Below are 22,723 nucleotides of genomic sequence, written 5' to 3' on the forward strand. Positions count from 1 at the left end.
AGCGACTTTCGCGGCGGATCACGGCAAGGCACGACTTGGCTACCACTATCCGAGATCAGTATAGATGTTCGCCGCGAGCCGTGCCCGACGAATCGAGCATCGCTCGGTGCGTTGGCATCTGCGCCACGCCATTTGCCGGCAGGCTTTGTTGAATGCGCGCGAACGTCGCCAAAGCTTGACCGACGACCTGATCCATATTGTAGTAGCGGTACGTGGCTAGGCGCCCGACGAACCACACGTCGGGGCACGCCGCTGCCAGTGCTTGATAGCGTTTGTACAGCGCCTCGTTTTCCGCCCGCGGCACCGGGTAATAGGGATCGCCGATATCGGTTGGATATTCGTAAGTCAGGCTGGTCTTCGGGCTCTGCTGACCGGTCAGATGCTTGTACTCGGTAATGCGGGTATAGTTTTCCGTCTGCGGATAGTTGACAACGGCGACCGGCTGAAACTGCTCGCAATCAAGCGTCACGTGTTCGAACCGCAGTGACCGATAAGGCAGACGACCAAGGCTCCAGTCGAAATATTCATCAATCGGCCCGGTGTAGATCATCCGCTGAAAGGGGATCTTGTCGCGAATTTCGCGATAATCGGTCTGCAGCATGATCTTGATCCTTGGGTTGTCCAGCATGCGCTGGAACATGCGTGTATACCCGCCAGCCGGCATATTCTGGAAAGTGTCGCCAAAGTAACGATCATCGCGGTTGGTCCGGGTAGGGACCCGCGCAGTCACGGACTTGCTTAGTTGGGCCGGATCGACGCCCCACTGCTTCCTTGTATAGCCGCGAAAGAATTTTTCGTAGAGTTCCCTGCCAACGGTGCTCACAACCACGTCTTCGGCGGTCCGGACTTCCTCGACCGTTTCTCGCCGGGATGCGAAGAACTCCTCCAACTGCTCGGGCGTCAATTCAAGACAGTACAGGCGATTGATCGTGTCGAGGTTGATCGGTATCGGCAGCAGTTTTCCGTCGACCGACGACAGTACGCGATGTTCGTAAAGCCTCCATTCGGTGAATTGCGAGAGGTAGTCGATGATCGATCGGGCGTTGGTGTGGAATATATGCGGCCCATAGCGGTGGACCAGAATCCCCGCTTCGTCATAGCAGTCATAAGCGTTGCCGCCGACGTGGTTTCGCCGGTCGATGAGCAGGACGCTTTCCTGCCGTTGCGATGCGATGCGTTCAGCGAGCACGCTGCCAGCGAAGCCGGCGCCGACAATCAACCAATCGAACATGGTCAGGCTCCCCGGCGCAAAGGCACAATGCTTTTCATTGCATAGGCGCGCTGAATATGGGCAGCCATTGCGTCCCACGTTCGTTCCCAGGACATGTTAGCGAGGTAGGCATCGACCTCCTTCAACAGGAAATTCCGGGGACGTGACAGAAGGGAGCGAAGCTTGGTTTCGATGTCTTCGGCGTCAACAATGTCGACCAGGCCTTCGGCACCATAGGTGCGCACGACGTCCACAATCGCCGTGGAGACCACCGGCAGTCCGGCGGCCAGGAACTCAGGAGTTTTGGTCGGGCTGATATAGCGTGTCGCCTCATTGAGCGCAAAGGGCATCCAGCCGGCGCTCCAGTGCCTGAGATAGCGAGGCAGGTCGGCGTAGGACTTGGCACCCAGCCAATGTAAGTTACTTGCGCGCGGCAGGCTTAGCGGGTCGATCTTGACCACCGGGCCGAGCATGACGAAATGCACTTCGGGCATTGCCGCAGCCGCCTGTGCGATCATTTCAACGTCGAGCCGTTCGTCGATCACCCCGAAGAAGCCTACTCTCGGGTGAGGTATGTCTGCCTGGTCTACAGGGTCATCGCCGGGCTCTCTTGCCTTGTGGAAATGCGCAACGTCTATGCTGCTGGGGAAGGGAAAAATCGACTTGTGGAGGCTTCGTTTGGACTCGTACAGACTCTGCCCGCCCGTGAACACGATATCAGCGCGCTGGAACAGCGCTTTTTCCATCTGCTGCAACTCTGCCGGTGCGTTCTTGAAGGCGGAGAGTTCATCCATGCAGTCGTAGACGCATACATCGCACGCTATATGGTCACTGAAACGCAGCGCCATGGGCGTGTAGTACCAGATGGTCAGCCGGTCATGCGGAGTTGAGTTGACGATCTGGTTGACGAACCTGCGCTGGATGGCGTCTGCCTTTGTCGCGGAAATGCCGACCGGAAGAACCGGGGTTACGATTGTGATCATTGCAGACCGATTGTTCACCCGCATCGAAGGACAGTGTATTTCCTCGTAGACTGGCTCCTCAAAGTAAATTAGCTGCTGCTGCTTTGAGGCGTGCGTCAAAATATGCTGCGGGCGTTGGTGTACGAAATCCCACCTGAGGTGAGAAAAGCAAAGTAAAATAAACGATTTCAGGGGGATATTTGATTTATTTTTTTTGCCGCCCGCTATTTTCATGTAAGAATCCCTTTAGCTATAGTGTGTAATTCTCCAGATTAACATATGTTAATCGAAGCAGGCTCCTGCTGAAGCCTCATCCGTACGTCTAAACTTTTATTTGAGTAAGTTGTTCCACGGATTTAATTGCTGGAGCCGCCGAGCCGGCCACTTGCGCGATTGTTCGAAGAGAAGCGGCGCTGCTACCAACACCCGATGGACATGTCGCCTCGGCCAAGGCGGAGGCCCTTGCAGCTTCAGATCTCGCCAAATGTGGCGCATTGCCACAGAACGGCTGAAATCCGCTCAATCGTTCAACAACCATTCATGAGCGCAGGTATAAGAGTTAATGAGCTGCGCATGATTCGTTTTGGTCGCCACAGATGGCCCGACGCATGGGTCGATGCAGGCAGCCACCGTGAGAGAGCCGCAAGGAATGAAGTTCAACTTTGAAACCAACGTCTTTCCGTTGTTTCACCCGCGGTCCGTGGATGATCTGAAGGATCCTTGTCCGGTGTTCGACGGCACGCTTTGGCACGTCTTCGGTTCCAGCGGCACTGTCACGACCGAGAGCTGGAAAATACTACATGCCACGGCTCCGGACCTTTATGGGCCGTGGACTGAGCATGAGGCGCTCGACTTGGCGGTAACCGGATCGGGCATAGCGGCGCCCGGCGTCATCCATGAATGCGGCGTTTTCCACATGTTCATCCAGACCGAATTCATGAAGTCCGGCGGACGTTGCGAGCATGCGGTGTCCAACGATGGCTTTCATTGGGTGGTGCTGAATCCGGCGATATTGTCCCTGCCGGACACCGATGAGGACGGGATCTACGATCCCCATCCGGCGATCATCGGCGGCAAGCGCTACATCGTCTATTCAGGCATGCCTAAATTCACCAGGGTGGCGCAGCCTGACGTCTATCTGGCGCGCAGCCAATCCGATTCCTGGTTCGGGCCGTGGAAACGTCTCGGCAAGATATTGGACCATCTCGACGTTCCCCATCACAACGCGCGCGAGCATCCGGACTACGAATGGGGCATCGAGGGCGCCCAACTGGTCGAATTGCCCGATGGTCGCGTGCTTCTCAACGCCACCTGCTTCCTTCCCGACGGTCCGCGCGGAAGTCGTCAGCGCGTATTCTTCGCCATCGCCGACGACGTCCAGGGTCCTTACGTGTCGGTCGGCCCTGTGCTTGATCCTGGTGAGCCTGGGGAGAACGGCCATTCGACGGTGATGATCGAGGGCGGGAAACTGACTTTGTTCTACCAGAGCAGACGTGAGGCAACGAACCATCGCTGGCGTTTCGGACTGGCTAGGTGCGACCTGGATCAGCAAGTCCTTTCACGAGTCGCCTAACAGGGACGACCAGCCCACTTCAGATAATCATCTTTGTAATCGGGTTGCTGCCGCGTGCCGAGCAGATCCTCAATCAATCCAGATCGGTCGACTTAGCCGAACGTCGCAGAGACTACGAGGCCGGCGGTTGGACAGGATTTGACGCCGAGGCGGAAGACTATACTCCCGACGAGATCGAGCGGGATCGGGCTCGTGACCTCAACCGCCTCTGATCGAGGAACCCCGCTGCCCGAAAGGTAGCGGGGAATTCTCACTCTCTTCATAGCCCGCTTTGAGCGTTGCGCGAAATCGCGCCCAGCGTAAAGGCGCTGCGCCATCCAGCCTTCGCTAGTCCCTTCGCTGGTGAGACTCTGCCTTGCTCTGCGCAGTGTCGATGGTCCCTCTGAGAAGCTGCACTGGGCATCAACAGCAATTCGGCCAAGTCGAATGCGACAGTATCAGATTCCGCGGAACCAAGGAGGTAGCGGGGCATTTCTGCCTACCGGTGCTTTAATGGAGGCGACCATGGGTTTCTTCAGCAAACTGCTCAAGAGTTTCAAAACAGCAAACCCTGCGAAATCGAGCAGCGGAAACATGCAGAAAGACACCGGCGCCGGGCCCGCTTTGGCGGCGCATTCCAAGGATGCCAAAGCAAGTGGGAAGGCTGGGCAGAACGCATCGGCAGCCACCAAGAAGAGGTGAGACGCCCTGGCGTTCAAAGCGTAGCGTCATCAAAGTGGATGAAATCCGCCGAGTCCATCGAGCCGTCGTCGCAAACAAGCCAACCGCTTGGTTGGCCTTCATTCTCGATGTTTGGCCAATGCCGCGCCACGAACCCAAAGAGGGAGGTGTCGTTAAACCGATGCTTGGAATGAGTAGTTTTTGCCATCGAGCGGCTTCTCCGCGTCAAGCCGGATGTTGTTCAAGCGCGCCCATCGACCAGCTTCGGGCGCTGCTTCGAACGCCCGAAACGATCGTAAACACCTGGATGGCCATGCGAATGGACGATTCCAGCATCACTGAAACCGAGGTCCGTGAAGCCCTCGTCCAGTTGGATCCACTCTAGGATGAGCTCTTCCCGCCCGAGCAGGCCCGCATCGTCCAGCTACTGGTCGAGTGGGTGGATGTCGCCGTCGAGAGCATTTCCATCCGGCTTCGCACGGAAGGCATGGCCAGCCTCGCGACGGAGCTGCGACAGCCGCCGGAGCATAGGAGGACTGCATGATGCCGTCGGAGGCCAAATATGCCGAACTCAGCCCTGACGGCAAATCGCTCATAGTCCATCTGCCGCTAACCCTGCGCAAGCGTGGTGGCCGCAAGATCATCATCTCGCCCGCCGGCGCGCAGCAATGGACCCCAGCACGGCCACGCATAGACAGCACTCTTATCCGGGCGCTGGCGCGGGCGTTCCGGTGGAAACACATGCTGGAAATAGGCGAGTTCGCCACAGTGATCGAACTTGCCGCGGCCGAAAGGCTTGACCGCTCCTTCGTATCCCATGTGCTCCAGTTGACGCTGCTCGCGCCCGATCTGGTCGAAGCCATACTCGACGGACGGCAGCCCGTGGGGGTTCAGCTCCAGGCGCTCGTCAGGGGTTTGCCCGTCGAATGGGAACGGCAACGGGAGTTGATGGCTAGTTCCTGCTGACAATCTTCTCTGCGGCCGCCCTCAGAGAAGCCAGGCCAGCGACTGGTGAAGTAATGTCGTCCCATCCTTGTGGAACCACCGGCCATGGCTGAAGATCACGCGCTTTGGCTGGAAAGCCACGAGGCGCTCCGCGGCCGCCTTCGCCTGCTCATGCTTCCGTTTGATGATCATCCGCAGGTAAATGGGGGCCTTCCCCCCAGGTGCCGTGACGCCTAAGAGGCGCGCCGCCGGCCTGATGATGAATGGTAGCTTTTCCGGCTCGAGATTCAGAACTAGATCCGTAAGCACCATAGTTCGGCTGTTCTTGTGATAGAATGCGACTTCGGTGAACCTACCGGCTCCTGGAACGACAACCTGATCGAGATCTTTCGACCAGGCGTCCGGCGCCGCAGCGGCCAGATCGTGATCGATCCTGACGCCGGCCCGGCGGACCTTTGCCCGATGGCGCAAGCCCGGAACGGCCCATGTCGGCGCTCCCTGCACATGGTCCTGCCACTCCTTGACGAAGGTCCAGTGTGCACTGTTTGGCGCAACCAGATGCAGTATCGGGCCAATCTGCTCGAGCTGCTCTCTCAGCTCAAAAGCGAACCGTGTTGGTGAATGCAGCAGGAGACCGCCATTCCCGAGCTGGATAACCGTCATGCGCACCGGGACTGGAATGCCCATCACGCTCAGCGGTCCGCTGTCGACGATCCAGACCCCCGGAGCGACAGGCTTGGCGACATCAAGAGGAGGGTAGGTGGCGTCTTCGGGCTTCATGGTTGTGCTCCAATTTAGCTTGGAGCTGGCGCAACACGCTTCGAGAGGATCTGTTCCGGGGAAATGCGTGACGGCCTAGTTCGTCTGCTGGCCAAAGCAAATCATTATGTTGCAACGGACCAACGGCAGCTTTGCGCCTCATGTCGGCCATTGAGGTGATCCTTGCTGTTGCCCGATAGCAGACGTTGCCGGCGATTACTCTGGACATCGTCGTTGCGCCAATTCCGGACGTTGATCAGGCTTCTCCGTTGCAGACATTCGAGCTACGGCTGGAGCTACCGAAGCCAGCCGTTGCTACCAAGTTTAGGTGATCCTCCCACGCGTCGACGCGAGTGAAGGGCGGCCTCGTTTCAAACTGGCTCCACGATAATCTCCGGCCAGGCCACGACATTGAAATAGAAGGGCCTGTCGGACGGTTCAATTTCGACGACCTGCCATGTGAGAAGCCGCTCTTTCTTTCGGGCGGCAGCGGCATCAGTCCCGTCAAGTCGATGCTGCGGGCGCTAACGGACCGGGCATCTGGCCATGAGATTCGTTTCATTCACTGCGCCCGGACTGCGGACGACATCGTCTTCCGCTCCGAATTGGAGGCGCTCGCCGCGCGATTCTCCAATATTGATGTAAGTTTCGACTGCAGCCAGGAAGGTTCGGCATGGCAAGGCCCTACGGGTCGGATCGACGGCCCCATGCTCCTGCGGCTGGCTCCCGACCTTCACCAGCGCACGTTATATCTCTGCGGCCCCGAGCCCTTTATGCCAACGGTTCGGGCCTGTCTCGCGGAGATCGGCATCGCGTTCTCGCAGTATCACGAGGAAAGTTTCGGGGGCGCGGTGGGCAATTCCATGCCTCCGCAATCGGCTGTCGCTGGCCCAACGCGCGTCCGCTTCGCCCGGTCTGGCGTGGAGCATCTTTGTGCGCCCGGAGAGATCCTGCTCGATGCGGCGCACAATTGTCACCTCTACATCACCAAATTGTGCAGACGGTGAGCTGGCTCCACCTTGCACACAGCGAACGAGCAGGTCGGCTATGCGACCTGTCGAACGCGGTTGCTGTATGTCAGCGAACCCTTCTCGCCAAAGACTCGACGGGTCTCAAGGATTGGACGCTCCTGGAGAGCCACTCGCAAGTATGAAGGACGCTCACGCCAATCATTTCGAGATGGATTTTGCCCAGCGGGAGTTCATTCAATGTGTCGTCGATCTCGGCACTATGTGTCGGATCAAGCTCTCCATGAATTCTCAATGTCCTGAATGCCGCTTCAGGAACGCCCGACCGATCTCGGATTTCATCGACACGCTGCTTGGAAGGAGGAAATGCTTCGAGAACTGTGATGTATCCCATCAGCATGATCGGGTGGTGATGGTTCAGCCAGTAATATTGCGAGCCAACGAGATTGGCCAACTGGGGCGAGGGCACAATCGAAAGCGCACAGTCCACATCGTAACCTGCTGAAGCAAGATCCTCGAGCGCCCAAGCATCGTGGTCCCGCTCATCTTCGATATGGCCGAGATAATAAGCACCCAACCTTCTCGCCAAAGGATCCGTTGCCGCCAGCTTTTCACAGACTTCAGCCCCACGGCCCATCAACGGGACTGAGGCCCGCATCAGCTGGTGAAGCAAGACAAGGTAGGGTGGGACGACCTGTTCCAGCGGATCGTGGCTCCACAGCTTCTCGAACGCAGCCTCGAGCGGGCCGATACAGAGAGCGACTTTGGTCCTGACGCTTTCACTGTTGGCGATGGACATACTTACAACCTTCATGAGAGGACATAACGAACTGAGCGCTCATGAGCCGAGGGGGCCAAGCCGTCGAACTCCCGGCAAACTCCCTCCGATTCGCCTTGGCGTTCTGAGATGTGACCCATTCTGCTGGAACTCGGGTGCACATTCAACTTGTCACTTCGGACGTCATCAGCGTCACTACTGTCGGCCACGACGACACCTGCCCCTGAACGAGAATCCTCCGCAGCGCTCAGGCAATTCAGATGTATTATGACCTGCTAATAATGACTGGACAGTTCCAGGAGACCAATTACAATAGCGCTCGATATCTTCGCATTGCTGCTTCACAGACTGTTTCCAGATCGCGAGATTCAGGGGGAACCGATGCCGGATTTTGCAAAGAATTTCCAAAGCTTGAAAGACAGCGGGGTAATCCCCGACATCCAAGAGAACATGTTGCCGCCGAATGTTCACGATGTGATTTCGAACTTGAGTCCTGATGAAATAACGGTTCTTAAAAAGATCGCGGAAAGCACCGGGTCTCATCTCACCTTACACAACAAAGATTACCATTTCGCAGTTTGCGGCTTGTAAGAAGGCTGAGGCACTGACGTCCCGGCTTAGCACCTGGCCCGCCGCGAAGGCAGAGACTTTCGGGAAACTCTCGCCACAAAGCGGAAGAGTTTGCGACCTTGGCTTCGTTGAAGAGTTGGTTGAAGGGATACTGGACCGATTGCCAATAACACGCTTGGCGGATATCACGCCCCTTGACTGCGTGGGCGCGCCGGTGTTCGCGGCGATTTCGCCGCTCGCAAGCGACTTGACGACCCATTTGGGGAAGGGGCCGGACCGGCGATCGGCGCGGATCAGCGCGATCATGGAGGCGGTAGAAAGGGTCGCGGCCGAGCGGATTGCTGCTCCCTCCCGCTGTGCGAGCTTCGAGCAGCTTCGCGCATCCGGTGTCAACGTCGCTGATCCTCTGGATTTCGATTTGCCGCCGCGGACCGCTTACCAAGCGAACCTGGAGTTCGAATGGGTCGAGGCCTGGGATCTATACGGTTCCCGGCCGATCTGGATCGCGGCCGACCTCGCTAGGACGCCGCCCAAGCAGGGAATATTGGATCATGTCGATACGAACGGACTGGCCGCAGCCGCTACCTATGCGGAGGCGCTGCGCCATGCGCTCCTGGAAGTGATAGAGCGAGACGCTGTGAGCCAGCATCAGTTCTTCGATCTGTTCGGGGATGACGGGCGCGTGCCACCCCACAAGGCGAGGATCGATCCGGACTCGATTCCAGAGTCCTGTAAGCGCTTCGTCTTGTCCGCGACCGAAGCCGGCATGGATGTCGTTCTTGAGGACCTGACCAGCGATCTGGAAATCCCGGTTGTCGGCTGCATGCTGGTCGATCGCGCCTTCCTGACCGAGCATGGCCCGATCACGCATGTCTTCGGTGGCTGGGGAGCCGACCCAGTTACAGAAACGGCCCTTCGGCGAGCGGTTACCGAAGCATTCCAGTCGCGTGTTGGCGTCATTCAGGGCGCAAGAGACACTTTCAACGGCCTGTCCGCAACGGCTCGGCCGTTCACGCTCTCGGCAAGACGGCATCTGCTCTGCAAGGCGCCGATGGTCCCGTTCTCTGCGCTTCGAAGCAGGGCGTTCGACGATCTGGAATCCGAAACTGACTATATTCTCGATCGGCTGGGATCGGTGGGCATCCGGCAAGCAATCGCCGTGGACATGAAACGCAACGATCTAGGCATTGCAGTCGTGAGGGTCAGGGTGCCTGGCCTCTCCGCCTTCGTCGCGGACCGCCATCGCGTCGGCTGGAGATGTGCGAGACACCTCTTGTGATGCATGAGCTGCCGCCGATCGTTTTCATTGGGCCAACGGCGCCGCGAGAGGATGTTCTCTCGGTTCTGCCCGACGCCCTGGTGGCGCGGCCCTGCCGGCGCGGTGACCTCTATCGCTACCGTATCCTCAAGCATTCCATTTTTCTCATAATCGATGGTGTCTTTGGCGGCTCACTCGCTGTTCCCCCGCGCGAGGTCATTGATGTCATCAAAGACGGAGCTGTCGTCATCGGAGCTTCGAGCATGGGCGCGCTGCGTTCCGCAGACTGTTACCCGGCTGGCGCGCTGGGGATTGGCATCGTCTACCGCCTATACCGGCGGCGCGCGATATCCTCCGAGGATGAAGTCGCCGTCACGTTCAGGGAGGATAGGCCCTATCCGTCGCTGACAGACCCGCTCATCAATATCCGTGTTGCATTGCGCCGAGCCGTGAACCTTGGTGTGATGACGACAGCCGACGGTGTTTCCATCGTTGCAGCTGCCAAATCAACGCATTACTCTCATCGCACATGGAGCGCGGCGTTCAAGGATGCCGGGGTCATACCTCCCATGGCGACGCAAGAGTTTCTCAAGGGGGCCGATGCAAAGCGGCAGGACGCGAAGCTGGCGTTTCGCAGGCTCGAAAAATGGTTGCGGACGGGGGCTTTGCGACCACAGCCGCCAAAATATGGGCCTGGACTGTTCGGATTGTTGGACGAAGGGCGCGAGCGTGGGCCTGACCCGCTCGACGGCACCAAAATAGATGCAATCCGAGATGATCTGGTGGCGTGGATCGTGGTTTCCGGATACATTCACCGCATGCATCTGCATGGACTTTCAACACAAGAAATCACCAGCAAGCTGACGGTCGAGCAGGCAAATACGCTCTGGGCCGCGATCGCCACTTCCTTCGACTTCGACGCCGCTCTTACAGGGTTCAACGTTTTCAATCGAGCGGTGAGGGAGGCACGGCGACTCGGGATTTCACCTGAGGCGAGCGACCTTCAAGACGCCGAGCTGGAACTTGCGTGCGCCCACCAAGTCTCGTGTTGGAACGAGCTGGCGACCAGTGGGAGATTGTCGACGCCGGACTTGGCGAAGCAGCGGGACCTGCACGCCCTGACGAAAAGCTTGAGACGCATCCTCTTTCCGCCTGCAAGTGCTCAGGAACCTATGGAACACCAACCACAATGGGAACGCAACTAACCAGCAACGACGGCTTGCAGAGTGAAAGCGTCTGCATGCTGTTCACGGACATCGAGGGGTCGACAGGGCTCGTTGACAGATATGCCGATGTCTATCCATTGATGTTGTCGCGGCACCATGAGCTGCTCCGAAACGCCATCGAGTCGCATGGAGGAGAGGAAGTCGGGGTTGCCGGAGATTCCATCTTCGCGCTGTTCCCCGGCGCGGACCTGGGGGTTCGGGCAGCGATCGACGCCCAAATTGCAATCAGCAAGGAAAAATGGGCTAAGGGGTGCGAGCCCAAAGTGCGAATGGGTTTGCACGCTGGCACGGTGCAGCGGCATGAATCCGCGATCGTGGGCATAGAAGTACATCGCGCGGCTCGAATAAGTGCAGTTGCGCACGGTGGGCAGATTGTGATTTCGCATGCCGTCCGTGATGATATCTCTCAAAGTGCAATTCAGCCGGGCATGCACATCCGCGACCTTGGCTTCCACCGCCTGAAAGATCTGCGCTATCCGGAAGCGCTGTTCGACCTGGTGGTTCCAGGACTGCCCAGCGATTTTGCGCCCATCTCGTCGATGGGTGCAAACAGGACGAATCTCGCTCTCGAGCCGGAGGCATTCTTCGGAAGGGACGCGGACGTCGAGAAGGTCCGGCGACTTATCCTCGAAAGCGGGCGCAGATTGGTCACACTCACCGGCACGGGCGGTTCTGGAAAGACGTCTCTTTCGCTCGTGGTTGGCAGGTCACTGATACAATCCTTCGCTCGTGGCGTATTCTTTGCCCAGCTCGGCAACATCCACAGTGCAGATTTGATTCCGTCTGCGATATGCCAGACGTTAGGCATACAGGAAGTAGCTGGACTTTCTGCGATCGAGTCCCTGCGCAACTCGATCGGCGATGCGCACTTGTTGTTGATTCTTGACACGTTCGAGCACGTCATTGCCGGTGCCCCGACCGTGACGTCGTTGATGAAGGAATGTCCCCATCTTGCTTTCATTGTCACGAGCCGGGAGACCTTGGGCGTTCGAGGTGAGACGGAAGTTGTCGTGGGACCGCTGCCTCTCCCCGATGAAAGGGCCCCTTTCGACGAGGTTTCGCAGAACCCCTGTGTACGGCTCTTCGTCGACCTGGCCCAGCGAGAACGTCCAGAGTTTAGGCTAACGCCCGACGTTGCCCGTGAGATTGTTCAAATCTGTCGGCGCCTCGACGGTTTGCCCTTGGCGATCGAGCTCGCTGCTTCGCACATACGCGTGCTGGATCCGGCCGCACTCTCGCGGCGGCTTGTCAGAGGTCTGCACAGCCTCAAGCACAAGGTGAGAGATGTCGACCCACGCCACCGCACCTTGCGGGCGGCCATTCAATGGAGTGAGGATCTTCTGACGAAGGACGAGCGCGAGGCGTTCCGGAAGCTGTCTGTCTTTGTGGGTGGGTTTGACGTGGCGGCGGCAGAATATGTGATGGCTCCATGGTGCAACGGTGATGAGGCCGTCGAACACTTGGAGTCTCTTCTAGCAAAGAACCTGGTGTATCAGAATGTGACGCTCGGGAAGCCAAGGCTCCACTTGCTCGACACCATTCGAGAGTACGCCAGCCAAGGCCTGAGCCAGTCGGGTTCGTTGCAGAATTGTCAGGCGCAGCATGCCCGCTACTTTGCCGCCCTCGTCGCGGACGATGCTCCGAACGTGATGCGGCACAATCAACGGGATTGCGTCGAACGGCTTTTCCAGGAGACCGGCAACATAAGAGCTGCTCTTGAATGGCTGATGAAGCAGTCAGACGCGGACGGGACGGCCAAGCTATTTTGCGCGCTGAAGTGGTTCTGGATCTCCCGTGGCCAATTCTCTGAAGCGAAGCGGTGGTCGAAAGTAGCTGTGGCGCAGGCTCGGCACGTAGGAGAGGCAGGTCCGCTCGCCGAGATATTGGATGCAGCAGGTTGGATCAGCTACATGTCGGGCGATCCTGCAAGGGCTCACGAATTGTCCAATGAAAGCCATAGGCTCTGTCTGGAGCTTGGCAATCAAGCCGGTGCAGCGAGTTCCGGCATTATTTTGGGCATTGCCAAGGTGACGTTGGGAGAAGATCTGGAAACCGGTCTCGAACTGATAAGCGGGTCGCTGGAACTCTTCAGGGCCTTGGGCGACGACTACGGGGCCGTGGTGGCGTTGATCGCTTTCGGCGAAGGGGCCCGTTCAGAAGGTGACGAGAAGACGGCCGAGAAATACTATCAGGAAGCTCTTTCCCTGCTGGAAGGTCTCGGGGATACCTACTGGCCAGGTCATTTGTTGCAGAACCTGGCTCATTTCAGGCTGCACCAAGGAGACTGGAAAGAGGCAGCCAGGTTGGCCCGCGACGCCTTGGCCATCAGCGAGAGGTACGACTACCCGGTGGTTGTCAACCTGGCGACTGCCGCTGTCAGCGGGGTATTCCTGGCAAAGGGAGCCGCCAAGGAAGCTGCCTGGATCATCGGTGCCATCCAGGCGCGTTTAACGCGATTTGGGGCCCGGTTCGAGCCGACCGACAACGCCGATTTTCAGAAGATTATATCGGTGACCCGCGAAACACTTGGTGAAGAGCAATTTGCATCCTGTGTTTCGAAGGGGTCGAGCGCTTCGTGGGAGGATATTCTAGCTCTCGCCCGGTCGTGCAGCTAGTCGGCCTCGAACACGCTGATCTCGGCGGGTTGGCCGGCGTGATCGGTCCCAAGGCACGGCGCCCTCGCAAGACGACAGTCTGCAAGCAGAACAGCGCGTTAGGACAGGGCTAACCGGGGCGTTTGCTGAAGGCGTTAGTAAACTTCACCTCGCCATCGCCGCCGACCGCTTCGGCGAATACCACGTCCAAATAGTCGTCCGTGACATGCACCACGGCAAAGCCGCCCATGAACGCGGCTTTCGGCTTGAAGAGATCCAATCCGCTGTGCTGATCGACCATGGCGGTTTCGTGCTGATGGCCGTGGAAAATGCCGATGACATTGTATTGCGCGAGAAGCGACTGCAGCGCCTGGCGCTCTGCATCGCTCCACCAGTGCGGCGTGCCGGACCCGTCGTCGTCGAAAGTCCGCCTGACGGGATCCCATCGTTCCGTCGAGAATTGGTCCCAGCCGTAATGTTGGAACAGCACGACTGGCCTGCCATCGGCAGCGTAGGTGGCGAGGTCGTTCTTGAGCCAGGGCAGCCCGCTGATTGCGCCTTTCGTGGTGTCACCCGCGAAGCGTGCGCCTGGACAAGATGGAGTCCGCCCCAGTCCCACGAGTAACTGTCGGACGCTACATCGTAATTTAACACCGGTACTGGCGGCTTGAAAAATACCGTCGTGCGGTGATTGAGTTCGACATAATCCCGCAGTTCTCGCCGATACCAATCGACATGAGGCGGTGGACCGTCTTAATCTAGGTCGTGATTTCCAAGACCGGTGTAAACCGGATCGGGACCGATACCCTGCTGGTAGCGCTGGCTGAACTGGCGAAGCTGTGATCCCTCGCCGGGCGTCGCGACCTGACCGCCCCCGTCATCGGTCATGTCGCCGCCGATGATCACGCCGAGCGGCTCCGCGATCTTGTGCCCCGCACCCGCAAGTCGCGTCGCGGCCCCGTCAATTCGGCTTGGCCAACTCTCGCCGGAAATGCGATTGATGACAGCGATGTGACGGAGGAGGCTTGCGTCGGTCTTGCCCTCATTCGCGCAATTGGGGTTCAGGCCGCTGGCCATGCGGCAGGCATGCACGTCACTGGTAAAGATGAATGTTGCGTCGGTTCGGGGCCGTTGTGGCGCAGCCTGGCCCAACGAGGCATTGGGGAACATGGCTGCTGCGCCAAGGCCGAGCAATTGCATCACGACGGCGCGTCTGGATGGAGGATAATGTCCGTCGCCGCATTGGTTCATTGTTTATCGTTCCGACTTACGAGTTAAATCGCATTGGGTTGAAGCGAAGCGACGTGAATTTGTGCCAGCCCTCATTTGGTCACATCTACGGGAGCCTGCGACGACTCGTGCCCAGTGTATCCAGCAGCTTTCCTCAAGCCCACTCAAATACAGCAGTCTGTCCTTGCAGGCGGCCGGACCTCCGGAAGGGGGCCGAGATCGCTCTTGATCTGCGCCGTATCCACCTCCTTGAGAGTGGATCCGGGCTCAGCGCGATCGTCCGGATTGGAGAAATGTCGTGACCGGAAGTGGCGCGACCGAGCCGGCCGGGCATCGGCTCGATACCGCGATGGAGCGTTCTACGTCTCAATCGGGTCAGTCAGGGGCCTCGGACCTACCGGATCGAATGTCCGCTATCGCTTTTTTGGACGCCAGAAACTGCCGGTCGGCAAACGGCCCCTAGGCTGCCGAGCAGCGATGCGCCCACATGTTGGCTGTACAGCGGGCGTTTGCGTTGCATCCGAAAGCGGTCGTTCATTCCTTACCTTCTACAATCGCTTTTGGCGGTGAAGCCGTTTCTGGCTGGACGCGGTGGCGAGAACGTATGCAGCCTCGGATCATGGTGGGAAGGGAGCGAGAGGATTCATGCCGACGACGATGTGTGATCTTGCGAAGACGCTGCCGCTGCTGATTGGCCGTCTCCTAGACCGAGAGGCGAAGCTCAAGCGGGGACGGTTCCGCGAGGAGACGATGACCGACATCTTCACGGGCGCACTCGCGGCATTCGCCGGACCCGAACTGGTCATTCAGTATCCGATTGAGGCCGTGACGGGCGGTGACCTCGATCTGCGCTTCTGGCACATAGCGACCGGTCGCGAACTCCAATTGAGGATTCAAGCCAAGCGCCTAAGCGCCGCCTTCAACTCCAAGAAGGCTGTGAACATCGCGCACCGGTCCTACCACGAATTGTTGCACAAGCCGCCGCGCTCGGCGAAGTTCCAGTTTGAGACGCTCGTTGACGCACCGCCGCCTTGGGTGCCGCTGTACATGTTTTACAATCACCAGTCGGCTGCGGATGACCCCTACTTCGCGGGGGTCGGACCGACGGTGAGCGGAGTGAACCTTGCGTTTGCCGCTGATGTCGTGAAGGAGTTGAAGCTTAAGCTCAACGCGGCGAAAGCCAAGCGGAAGTCAGTCAAGCACCACAAGCGCCTAAGCCATCTTCGCGAGCACCTGTTCGGTCTAGAGGCAATCCTATGCCCGGGCGGCGATTGGGAGGGAGCGGGCGTGCCGCCGCCGGACGTGGTCTCCGCCTCACTTCGCGAGCGCTGGGCGGCGCGCGGCGAGGGAACTGCGCGGCCGAAGGACGAGGATATCATCCTGCGCATCCCGTCAGAACCGTTGGAGATGCTTCCTGACGGGCGCTTCGGACGACGCATTCCCGACGGTCCCCCCATAAGAGTGGACCGGACGGTGGAACGCCCGGTAGTCACCTTCATCTCTGGCCGAACCGGCGACGATCGCACGCCTATCATCACCGAAGAGTCCGAAAGATGGTCGCGTTGATTTCGGGGCGCGTTTGACTGATCGCTTCATCATTGATCTGCCCAACAGCGGACGGCGCGATAAGCCATCAGTGGTATCGACCGAGCGCCATTCTGCCGTTTAGGGTTGTTGCAGGTAATCCCGGATGCTGCGGTTCGTTCAACAGGCGGCTACCCGCCTCTGGTCGTCAACGGAATGGCTGCTTGTTGGTAACTTCGTCCCGATAGCGGACAAGCAGCTTTCGGCCCATTCCAGACATTTGAAGTTCGACACCAGTCCTAGGCCGAAGCGGCTGCCCAATTTGGTCACCGGTTGGTTTGCTTTCTGTGTTCTCCGCACGGCGACCTTGCACCAAACGACCCCCAGCTTTCGAGCCGGAAAACCATGTGATTTCAATGGGGTAAAGCTAGGGAGTAAAAAGGCGCACTCCCCAGCTTTGGAGAATATGGGCTGACAGAGAGCAAAAAAGGCACCTTCACTACCAGCAACAGTCCCCAGCTTTCGGCCGAAAGCCAGCAGTTCTGCGGGGTTTCTGAGCCGCCAAGTCTACGCAGAGAACGTTCTGGGAGAATTGAGTGGTAGAGGGAGAGCACCTGAAATCCAACCTTCTCCACCCCGACTCGCAACCGGCCCCTTCACGTTGCCGCCATGCACCACGCCCACGGCGAAGCCGCGAATCTTCCTTGACCTTCTTAACGATGTCCGGCAGGGCGGCCACCGCCTTCTCGACGCTCCGACACTGCCAACAGCCCCACCTACAAAAGCCGGCCTAAGTTTTTTAACGGAGGCGGGGAACATGGATGCTGCCTCGCGGTTGGACCCCGGAAAGCCAATTCGCAGCCTGAAGGAAAGCGGCCGAGGTCGCTCTCATGACGCCGCGAACCGGGCCTACGGAGATTAAGCATGCGAGCGCTGGTTTGGCATGGAAAAGAAGACATACGTTGCGATGAGGTTACCGATCCCGAAATCGAGGACCCGCGCGACGTCATCGTCAAGGTGACGAGCTGCGCGATCTGCGGCTCGGACCTGCATCTCTATCACAACCTCATTCCGGCAATTCTGCCAGGCGACATTATGGGCCACGAAATGATGGGTGAGGTGGTGGAAGTTGGATCCGGGGTAAACGGCGCGCTTAGGAAGGGAGACCGCATCGTCGTTCCCTTCACCATCATTTGCGGGGAATGTGACCAGTGCAAGCGCCGGAACTTTTCGGTCTGCGAACGTACCAACCGCAACAAGAACATCGCCGACAAGGCGTTCGGTCACACGACGGCTGGGCTGTTTGGGTATACCCATCTGACCGGCGGTTACCCGGGCGGACAAGCCGAGTATGTTCGCGTACCATTTGCCGATGCAACGCACATCAAGGTACCGGTCGGGCTCTCCGATGAGCAGGTCCTCTTCCTTGGCGACATGTTGCCAACTGGCTGGCAGGCTGCTGTCCAGTGCGAAATCGAGCCCTCCGATACCGTCGCGATCTGGGGCTGTGGCCCGGTGGGGCAGATGGCAATCCGCAGCGCCATTCTTCTCGGTGCCAAGCAGGTCGTGGGCATAGATTGCCTGCCCGAACGCCTTTCCATGGCCGGAGCGGGCGGCGCGATCACCATCAACTTCCTGGAGGAGAGCGTTGTTGAAAGGCTGAACGAGCTTACAGGCGGCAAGGGGCCAGATAAATGCATCGACGCCATCGGGATGGAAAGTCACGTGTCTTTTCGTCAACCAGACACCGTTTATGACCGCGCGAAGCAGATGATGCTGATGGAGAGCGATCGGCCCCACGTGCTGCGTGAAATGATCTATGTCTGCAGGCCAGCCGGCGTCATCTCAATCGCGGGCGTGTACAGTGGGTTCGTCGACAAGATCCCGATGGGCCAAGCCATGAACAAAGGCCTGACCTTCAGGATGGGCCAGACCCATGTGAACCGCTGGACCGACGACCTACTGCGCCGCATCGAAGAAGGTCAGATCGACCCGTCGTTTGTCATCACCCACACTGCCGGGCTCGAACAAGGACCCGAGATGTACAAGATCTTTCGCGACAAGCAGGACAGTTGCGTCAAAGTCGTACTGAAGCCATAGCATCAGTGTCATGAACATGCTTAGCAAATTCGGCAATCTCAGCAGACGGCCAAGCGACCCAAAGGTCGTAAAATCTGGCCCGAAGGCGCTCGCGCCCTCCGATATGGTAGCGCGCAAACTCGGATGGTTTAGCATTGCGCTGGGCATGGTCGAACTCATAGCCTCCAAGCGCATCGCCCGCGCACTCGGCATACCTGGTAAGGAAGGCGTGATCCGCGCCTATGGAGCGCGTGAACTCAGCAGCGGCATTCTGTCCTTGTCGGCAGACAGACAGTCCGGGGTTTGGAGCCGTGTGGCCGGTGATGGGCTCGACATCGGAACACTCCTATGGGCGTTCCGGCATGACAATCCAAAACGTGACAACGTCGGACTTGCATTGGTGCTCGTTGCCGGTGTGACACTCATCGATTTATTGACGGCGCAAAAGGTAAGCGCCCGGCACGCTCGAGGCCGCCGGCAACCGCAGGATTTTAGTAACCGCAGCGGCTTCCCACGGGGTCTTGAAGCTGTGCGGGGCCTTGCACGAAAAGACATGTCGTCACCTGCCAGCCAGAATTGAGCGGTGACTAACTGGCGGGAACCTGATCCTCCTTCTCTCGTGATTGCCGCCGATACACACGGCGCCGATTGGCGCTGCTCCAGGCGACCAAGGCATTTGCCGCATGCCCGAGCCTGCCGCGGGTGCACCGTTCCCGATGGCAAGTTCCGGCTAAAGCTGCAGATAGGCAAGGTGACGCGTGATGCTGTGTGCCCCGTCGCCACATCCTGCGTTACGGTCAGCCGCGAGCAGTCTATTCTGGTCGACCAAGTCCTTTCTTTGTAGCGAGTTTTTGCTTTTCTTTCAGCAGCCGAACGATCGCGTCGACGGGCGGCGCAAGGGCTGCTGGCGACTTGCTGTTCGAGCGCCACAAGTATTCAAAGAAGGTTCTCAGTATGCGCATTGTCGTTACCTCCTGGACCACCAAACTCGGCTTGGGCGTTGTTGTTCCTGAACGGCAGGCTAAGCGCCGCTGTCCGAAGGCAAACTCATCCGTGGCAAGCAGGCACGGCTGGAGTCTGGACGGGATAGAAATCCTGGAACTCGTCCTCCAGAACTCAGCCGTGATCGCTCTCGGTTACAGACGCTCGTCCGTTCTTCCGACCTGGCATTCGGGGAGACGGTAGGCGGCTTGGCTGAAATNCGCTCTCGGTTACAGACGCTCGTCCGTTCTTCCGACCTGGCATTCGGGGAGACGGTAGGCGGCTTGGCTGAAATCGAGCGAGGGCGGGTTCTGGCGGTGGGCTTGTATTCCGTGCGGGAACCTGGCCGAGCCAATGCGTTCGGGTCGTGCAGCACTTGCCCTAGTGTTGATCGGACGGCACCCTCTGATCAGGCCGAGTCCTTCCCATCCCCTCGGGCGCCGGTTTCATATTTCGTTTGGTGGCCAGTGGAGCGGCGCGGCTGAAGGCGCGGCGGGCCTTTCTTGTTTCCGTGTGGAACTTCGGCGCGGGCTGAAAGTTTCATTTGTGCAGCTGCGACATGGATGACTCCCGATGGGCCCGCGTCCTTTTTTCCCGAAGGGCGCGGGCTTTCTTTCGTGCACGGAACACCGGGGCNTGACTCCCGATGGGCCCGCGTCCTTTTTTCCCGAAGGGCGCGGGCTTTCTTTCGTGCACGGAACACCGGGGCGGGTTGCACGTTTCGCCGGCATCCAGCGAAATGGCCGCTTGCGCGCTGCCTCAATCCCTCGCATTCCAGGCCCGTGTAGGCGTGAGGCACTACTGAGGGGCGTTGCGGTTTGTTCGGTTACGTCGATGACGTCCAGGCACAGAGGATTGCCGATCGGGCCAAAGGAACAAACAGCACCCACTTTGGTTAAAGCTGCGCGTGCCACCAGACACGCGTTTCTCACATTCGGAGACGACGATGGCTATGAAAAATGAATCGCAGAGCAAGGCCAAGGGCCTCGAAGATCTTTTCCACGACGGACTGAAGGACGTCTACTACGCTGAGCGCAAAATCCTNGAGCAAGGCCAAGGGCCTCGAAGATCTTTTCCACGACGGACTGAAGGACGTCTACTACGCTGAGCGCAAAATCCTGGCTGCGCTGAAGAAGATGGCCAAGGGTGCCGAATCTGACCAACTGACCGCCGCATTCGAAAAGCACCGCGACGAGACGGAGGCTCAGATCGAACGGCTGCAGCAGGTCTTCGAGATTTTCGGCAAACGGGCACAAGGAAAGACATGTCCCGCGATCGACGGCATCATTGAGGAAGGACAGGAGATACTGGAGGAATTCAAGGAAGCTCCAGCTCTGGACGCTGGGCTTGTGGCGGCGGCGCAGGCGGTCGAACACTATGAGATCGCCCGCTATGGCACCCTGATTACCTGGGCCGGACTGCTCGGCCTAAAGGATGCCGTGCCACTGCTCGAGGAGACGCTCGAAGAGGAAAAGGCGACTGACGAAGCGCTGACGCAGCTTGGAGAGGCTAGCGTCAACAAGAGAGCGATGCAGGAAGCTGCCTAGCTAAACGGCGCTTCGAAAGCACGATCAATGAGCACGTCATGAACAATAGAGAGAACGCGCCTCCGGACGACGGCGGCGCGCCCTTGTCATAGGCTGCACCCAACTGGTGATTGGTCTTCACATGATGAAGCACCTGGCCCACGCCGCGCTTGTCGAAGTCCTGTCCGCACACTGGACAATCCTCGAAATGATCCGCCGCGGCTGGACCGGCTGGGCGTGGTCTTCGCCCGTCCAACCTGCGGCTTCGTTGGTTGTTGCCATTGTGATTTGGACTGGGGGCGCCGATCGGGGCACCAACTGGCTTACTTACAAGACGATAGGCTCGGCGAACATTACGAGCCGTGTGACAAGAGGATTGCCGCGCTGAGGTCACCCTCCCGCCGCCTTAATGCTCCGCGCGGCTTCCTCGATGGCCGCGCGATCATTGCCAAGCCTATCGATCAATTCTTGGGCCTGGTCACCGCCTATGCCCGTTCGCATTGCCAGGGCCTCAACGGTCATAGCGTCCGAGCTGGCGATCTCGCGAGTTTCCGGAAGAGCATCGTCTACGGTAAGGGCAGTGCGGCCTCTCGATCAATTTCGGCTTTAGCCTGGTGCCAGTGTCGCTCGTGATCGCCGTGTCTACTGCCTTCACGTTCCCAAATTGGTATGCGCGGTGTTGGTTTTTTTCGTGCCGTTCTTCGCCCATCTTGAGTCCTCCGTGCAGATTTGTCGTCAATGCGGGGCGCGACGGATGATCCGGCGCCAAACCCAGATTCGGACAAAGCAGATTTTCGCCGGGTTCAACGCATGAACGATGCCGATCGACGCGGACGCATCATCGGGCTTTTTGGTGTCCGGACCAAAAAGCGCGGAGGGAAAGCGGGGATCGCGCCAGTGCTTTGCGATGCCAGGTGAAACAAAGCAATGAGCGCGCGAAACAGTGAAGTTTGTTGACCGCTGGCGCGCGCGCCATCCGACCTGCTCTCTTGCTGAATTCCTACGCACCTGACCGGCTGCGAGGTCCGGCGTGCACCTCAGCATCGGAATCAATGTACGGGAATTACCAAGCCGTAGCCGCCTTGGAACGAATAATCCCGCTCGAACTTACTTTAGCGATCCAGGTCCCTCACTCGGATCACCGGTCACTCGATCGGATTGGCCCGCCCTCGTACAGGGGCGGGCCATTGTTTCCGGGCGACCTGACTGACAGGAGTGAACAACAATGTTTGCAGATGAGATTGCGGCAAGGCGTCTGAAAACCCTGATCGAGCACTATATGGAGACCAGGAAAAGGCGGCACGATGTGGTTTCAACATCGAGAGCTGAAACCGCCATACGGGAAGTCCTCCCCAATTGCCCTGTGTCCGGGAAAGCCCTTGACGACATGATCGCCGCCTGTGCCGTCGAGCATGGTCTCGGCGTGCTGTTCGACAGGTCAGAAATCACCGACAGCGTCAGCTGACCCGCTGGCCTGCACAGAGCGCTCAAGGCAGTCCAACACGCCGAATGTCCGGTTCATACATATCCCCGGTTGGTACGTTTCCGACACTATCCATGAGCCTCCATGCATCTAGATAGTCCATGGAGGTGGACTGAGCATGCCGAGATATTTTTTCCATATCCGGAACGAGGAGGGGCACCTCATGGAGGACCTCGAGGGGCAGGAATTCGCGGATTTGGCGCAGGCTGAGGAGAACGCGATGGCCTCCGCCAAGGAGATCCTGGCTGAGGGACTGCTCAGCGGGAAGCCAGCGCTGACAGGCGCGATCTTTGAGATATGCGACGACAAACACGCATTGGTGTTGCGATTTCCCTTCTCGGATGCCGCCAGAATGCCCGGTACCCGCCCTTAATGCTTAAAGTGATTGGCTTCGGGA

Annotated in this window: 20 protein-coding genes and 2 pseudogenes; 14 read left to right on the top strand and 8 right to left on the bottom strand. The window is 58.7% G+C overall.

Features of this window, described 5'->3' with window-relative positions; genetic code table 11:
• Positions 1 to 55: 55 nt before the first annotated feature.
• Together glf and X738_RS69065 are read right to left on the bottom strand one after the other, a co-directional pair.
• Positions 56 to 1,231 carry a UDP-galactopyranose mutase gene (gene glf, locus X738_RS69060; protein WP_023801600.1) on the bottom strand — a complete coding sequence of 392 codons (1,176 nt, stop codon included), beginning with the start codon at positions 1,229 to 1,231 and terminating at the stop codon, positions 56 to 58.
• Positions 1,232 to 1,233: 2 nt separating this feature from the next.
• Positions 1,234 to 2,406 carry a glycosyltransferase gene (locus X738_RS69065; RefSeq protein ID WP_023801601.1) on the bottom strand — a complete coding sequence of 391 codons (1,173 nt, stop codon included), beginning with the start codon at positions 2,404 to 2,406 and terminating at the stop codon, positions 1,234 to 1,236.
• A 415-nt stretch (positions 2,407 to 2,821) separates the two neighbouring features.
• On the opposite strand from X738_RS69065, the gene X738_RS69070 reads away from it, so the two are divergent.
• Positions 2,822 to 3,745, top strand: a complete 924-nt coding sequence (locus X738_RS69070; RefSeq protein WP_023801602.1) for a hypothetical protein — start codon at positions 2,822 to 2,824, stop codon at positions 3,743 to 3,745.
• A gap of 504 nt (positions 3,746 to 4,249) precedes the next feature.
• Positions 4,250 to 4,426, top strand: a complete 177-nt coding sequence (locus X738_RS86245) for a hypothetical protein (RefSeq protein ID WP_023801603.1) — start codon at positions 4,250 to 4,252, stop codon at positions 4,424 to 4,426.
• Between the two features lie 13 nt (positions 4,427 to 4,439).
• Here X738_RS86245 and X738_RS85030 read toward each other — a convergent pair whose 3' ends face one another.
• Positions 4,440 to 4,613, bottom strand: a complete 174-nt coding sequence (locus X738_RS85030) for a hypothetical protein (RefSeq protein WP_023801604.1) — start codon at positions 4,611 to 4,613, stop codon at positions 4,440 to 4,442.
• A gap of 332 nt (positions 4,614 to 4,945) precedes the next feature.
• Here X738_RS85030 and X738_RS69080 point away from each other — a divergent pair, with 332 nt between their 5' ends.
• Entirely contained in the window at positions 4,946 to 5,371 is a 426-nt protein-coding gene (locus X738_RS69080; protein WP_023801606.1) for a hypothetical protein, read from the top strand.
• 21 nt (positions 5,372 to 5,392) lie between these two features.
• Here X738_RS69080 and X738_RS69085 read toward each other — a convergent pair whose 3' ends face one another.
• A complete protein-coding gene (locus X738_RS69085; RefSeq protein WP_023801607.1) occupies positions 5,393 to 6,130 on the bottom strand; it encodes a DUF4336 domain-containing protein in 738 nt (245 codons plus the stop codon).
• 332 nt (positions 6,131 to 6,462) lie between these two features.
• On the opposite strand from X738_RS69085, the gene X738_RS69090 reads away from it, so the two are divergent.
• Positions 6,463 to 7,116 (top strand): dioxygenase, encoded by a 654-nt coding sequence (locus X738_RS69090; RefSeq protein WP_023801608.1) that lies wholly within the window; start codon positions 6,463 to 6,465, stop codon positions 7,114 to 7,116.
• Between the two features lie 70 nt (positions 7,117 to 7,186).
• Here the strand turns inward: X738_RS69090 and X738_RS69095 are convergent, their stop codons facing one another.
• Positions 7,187 to 7,876 carry an iron-containing redox enzyme family protein gene (locus X738_RS69095; RefSeq protein ID WP_023801609.1) on the bottom strand — a complete coding sequence of 230 codons (690 nt, stop codon included), beginning with the start codon at positions 7,874 to 7,876 and terminating at the stop codon, positions 7,187 to 7,189.
• A gap of 360 nt (positions 7,877 to 8,236) precedes the next feature.
• On the opposite strand from X738_RS69095, the gene X738_RS69100 reads away from it, so the two are divergent.
• The 4 genes from X738_RS69100 (at position 8,237) to X738_RS0142760 (ending at position 13,524) form a co-directional block, all read left to right on the top strand.
• Positions 8,237 to 8,446, top strand: coding sequence for a hypothetical protein (locus X738_RS69100; protein ID WP_031255812.1), 210 nt, complete (start codon positions 8,237 to 8,239; stop codon positions 8,444 to 8,446).
• Between the two features lie 139 nt (positions 8,447 to 8,585).
• On the top strand, positions 8,586 to 9,704 hold the full coding sequence (locus tag X738_RS69105; protein ID WP_245277755.1) for a YcaO-like family protein: 1,119 nt from the start codon (positions 8,586 to 8,588) through the stop codon (positions 9,702 to 9,704).
• Positions 9,704 to 10,888 carry a TfuA-like protein gene (locus X738_RS69110; RefSeq protein ID WP_023801612.1) on the top strand — a complete coding sequence of 395 codons (1,185 nt, stop codon included), beginning with the start codon at positions 9,704 to 9,706 and terminating at the stop codon, positions 10,886 to 10,888. The genes X738_RS69105 and X738_RS69110 overlap by 1 nt, the downstream gene beginning before the upstream one ends.
• Positions 10,873 to 13,524, top strand: coding sequence for an adenylate/guanylate cyclase domain-containing protein (locus X738_RS0142760; RefSeq protein ID WP_280810695.1), 2,652 nt, complete (start codon positions 10,873 to 10,875; stop codon positions 13,522 to 13,524). Before X738_RS69110 ends, X738_RS0142760 begins: the two co-directional genes overlap by 16 nt.
• A gap of 109 nt (positions 13,525 to 13,633) precedes the next feature.
• On the opposite strand, the pseudogene X738_RS69115 reads toward X738_RS0142760, so the two are convergent.
• Positions 13,634 to 14,703, bottom strand: a pseudogene (locus tag X738_RS69115) (metallophosphoesterase).
• A gap of 675 nt (positions 14,704 to 15,378) precedes the next feature.
• Between X738_RS69115 and X738_RS69120 the strand changes: the two are divergent.
• The 3 genes from X738_RS69120 to X738_RS69130 all read left to right on the top strand — a co-directional run bounded on the left by X738_RS69120 (position 15,379) and on the right by X738_RS69130 (position 18,916).
• Positions 15,379 to 16,299: a DUF6615 family protein gene (locus X738_RS69120; RefSeq protein ID WP_023801616.1), complete on the top strand. Its 921-nt coding sequence runs from the start codon at positions 15,379 to 15,381 to the stop codon at positions 16,297 to 16,299.
• Between the two features lie 882 nt (positions 16,300 to 17,181).
• Positions 17,182 to 18,357, top strand: a complete 1,176-nt coding sequence (locus X738_RS69125; protein WP_023801617.1) for a zinc-dependent alcohol dehydrogenase — start codon at positions 17,182 to 17,184, stop codon at positions 18,355 to 18,357.
• A gap of 10 nt (positions 18,358 to 18,367) precedes the next feature.
• A complete protein-coding gene (locus X738_RS69130) occupies positions 18,368 to 18,916 on the top strand; it encodes a hypothetical protein (RefSeq protein ID WP_023801618.1) in 549 nt (182 codons plus the stop codon).
• A gap of 232 nt (positions 18,917 to 19,148) precedes the next feature.
• Here the strand turns inward: X738_RS69130 and X738_RS85035 are convergent, their stop codons facing one another.
• Positions 19,149 to 19,298 carry a hypothetical protein gene (locus X738_RS85035; RefSeq protein WP_156942635.1) on the bottom strand — a complete coding sequence of 50 codons (150 nt, stop codon included), beginning with the start codon at positions 19,296 to 19,298 and terminating at the stop codon, positions 19,149 to 19,151.
• 1,047 nt (positions 19,299 to 20,345) lie between these two features.
• On the opposite strand from X738_RS85035, the gene X738_RS69135 reads away from it, so the two are divergent.
• Complete coding sequence (locus X738_RS69135; RefSeq protein ID WP_023801620.1) at positions 20,346 to 20,864, top strand: YciE/YciF ferroxidase family protein; 519 nt, start codon at positions 20,346 to 20,348, stop codon at positions 20,862 to 20,864.
• 369 nt (positions 20,865 to 21,233) lie between these two features.
• Here the strand turns inward: X738_RS69135 and X738_RS69140 are convergent.
• Positions 21,234 to 21,552 (bottom strand): annotated as a pseudogene (locus X738_RS69140) (DUF2934 domain-containing protein).
• A gap of 516 nt (positions 21,553 to 22,068) precedes the next feature.
• Here X738_RS69140 and X738_RS69145 point away from each other — a divergent pair.
• A complete protein-coding gene (locus tag X738_RS69145; RefSeq protein WP_023801621.1) occupies positions 22,069 to 22,308 on the top strand; it encodes a hypothetical protein in 240 nt (79 codons plus the stop codon).
• Positions 22,309 to 22,444: 136 nt separating this feature from the next.
• Positions 22,445 to 22,699: a DUF6894 family protein gene (locus X738_RS69150; RefSeq protein WP_023801622.1), complete on the top strand. Its 255-nt coding sequence runs from the start codon at positions 22,445 to 22,447 to the stop codon at positions 22,697 to 22,699.
• The last annotated feature ends 24 nt before the right edge of the window (positions 22,700 to 22,723 follow it).

Source organism: Mesorhizobium sp. L48C026A00 (assembly GCF_000502375.1).
GTDB classification, from domain to species: Bacteria; Pseudomonadota; Alphaproteobacteria; order Rhizobiales; family Rhizobiaceae; genus Mesorhizobium; species Mesorhizobium muleiense.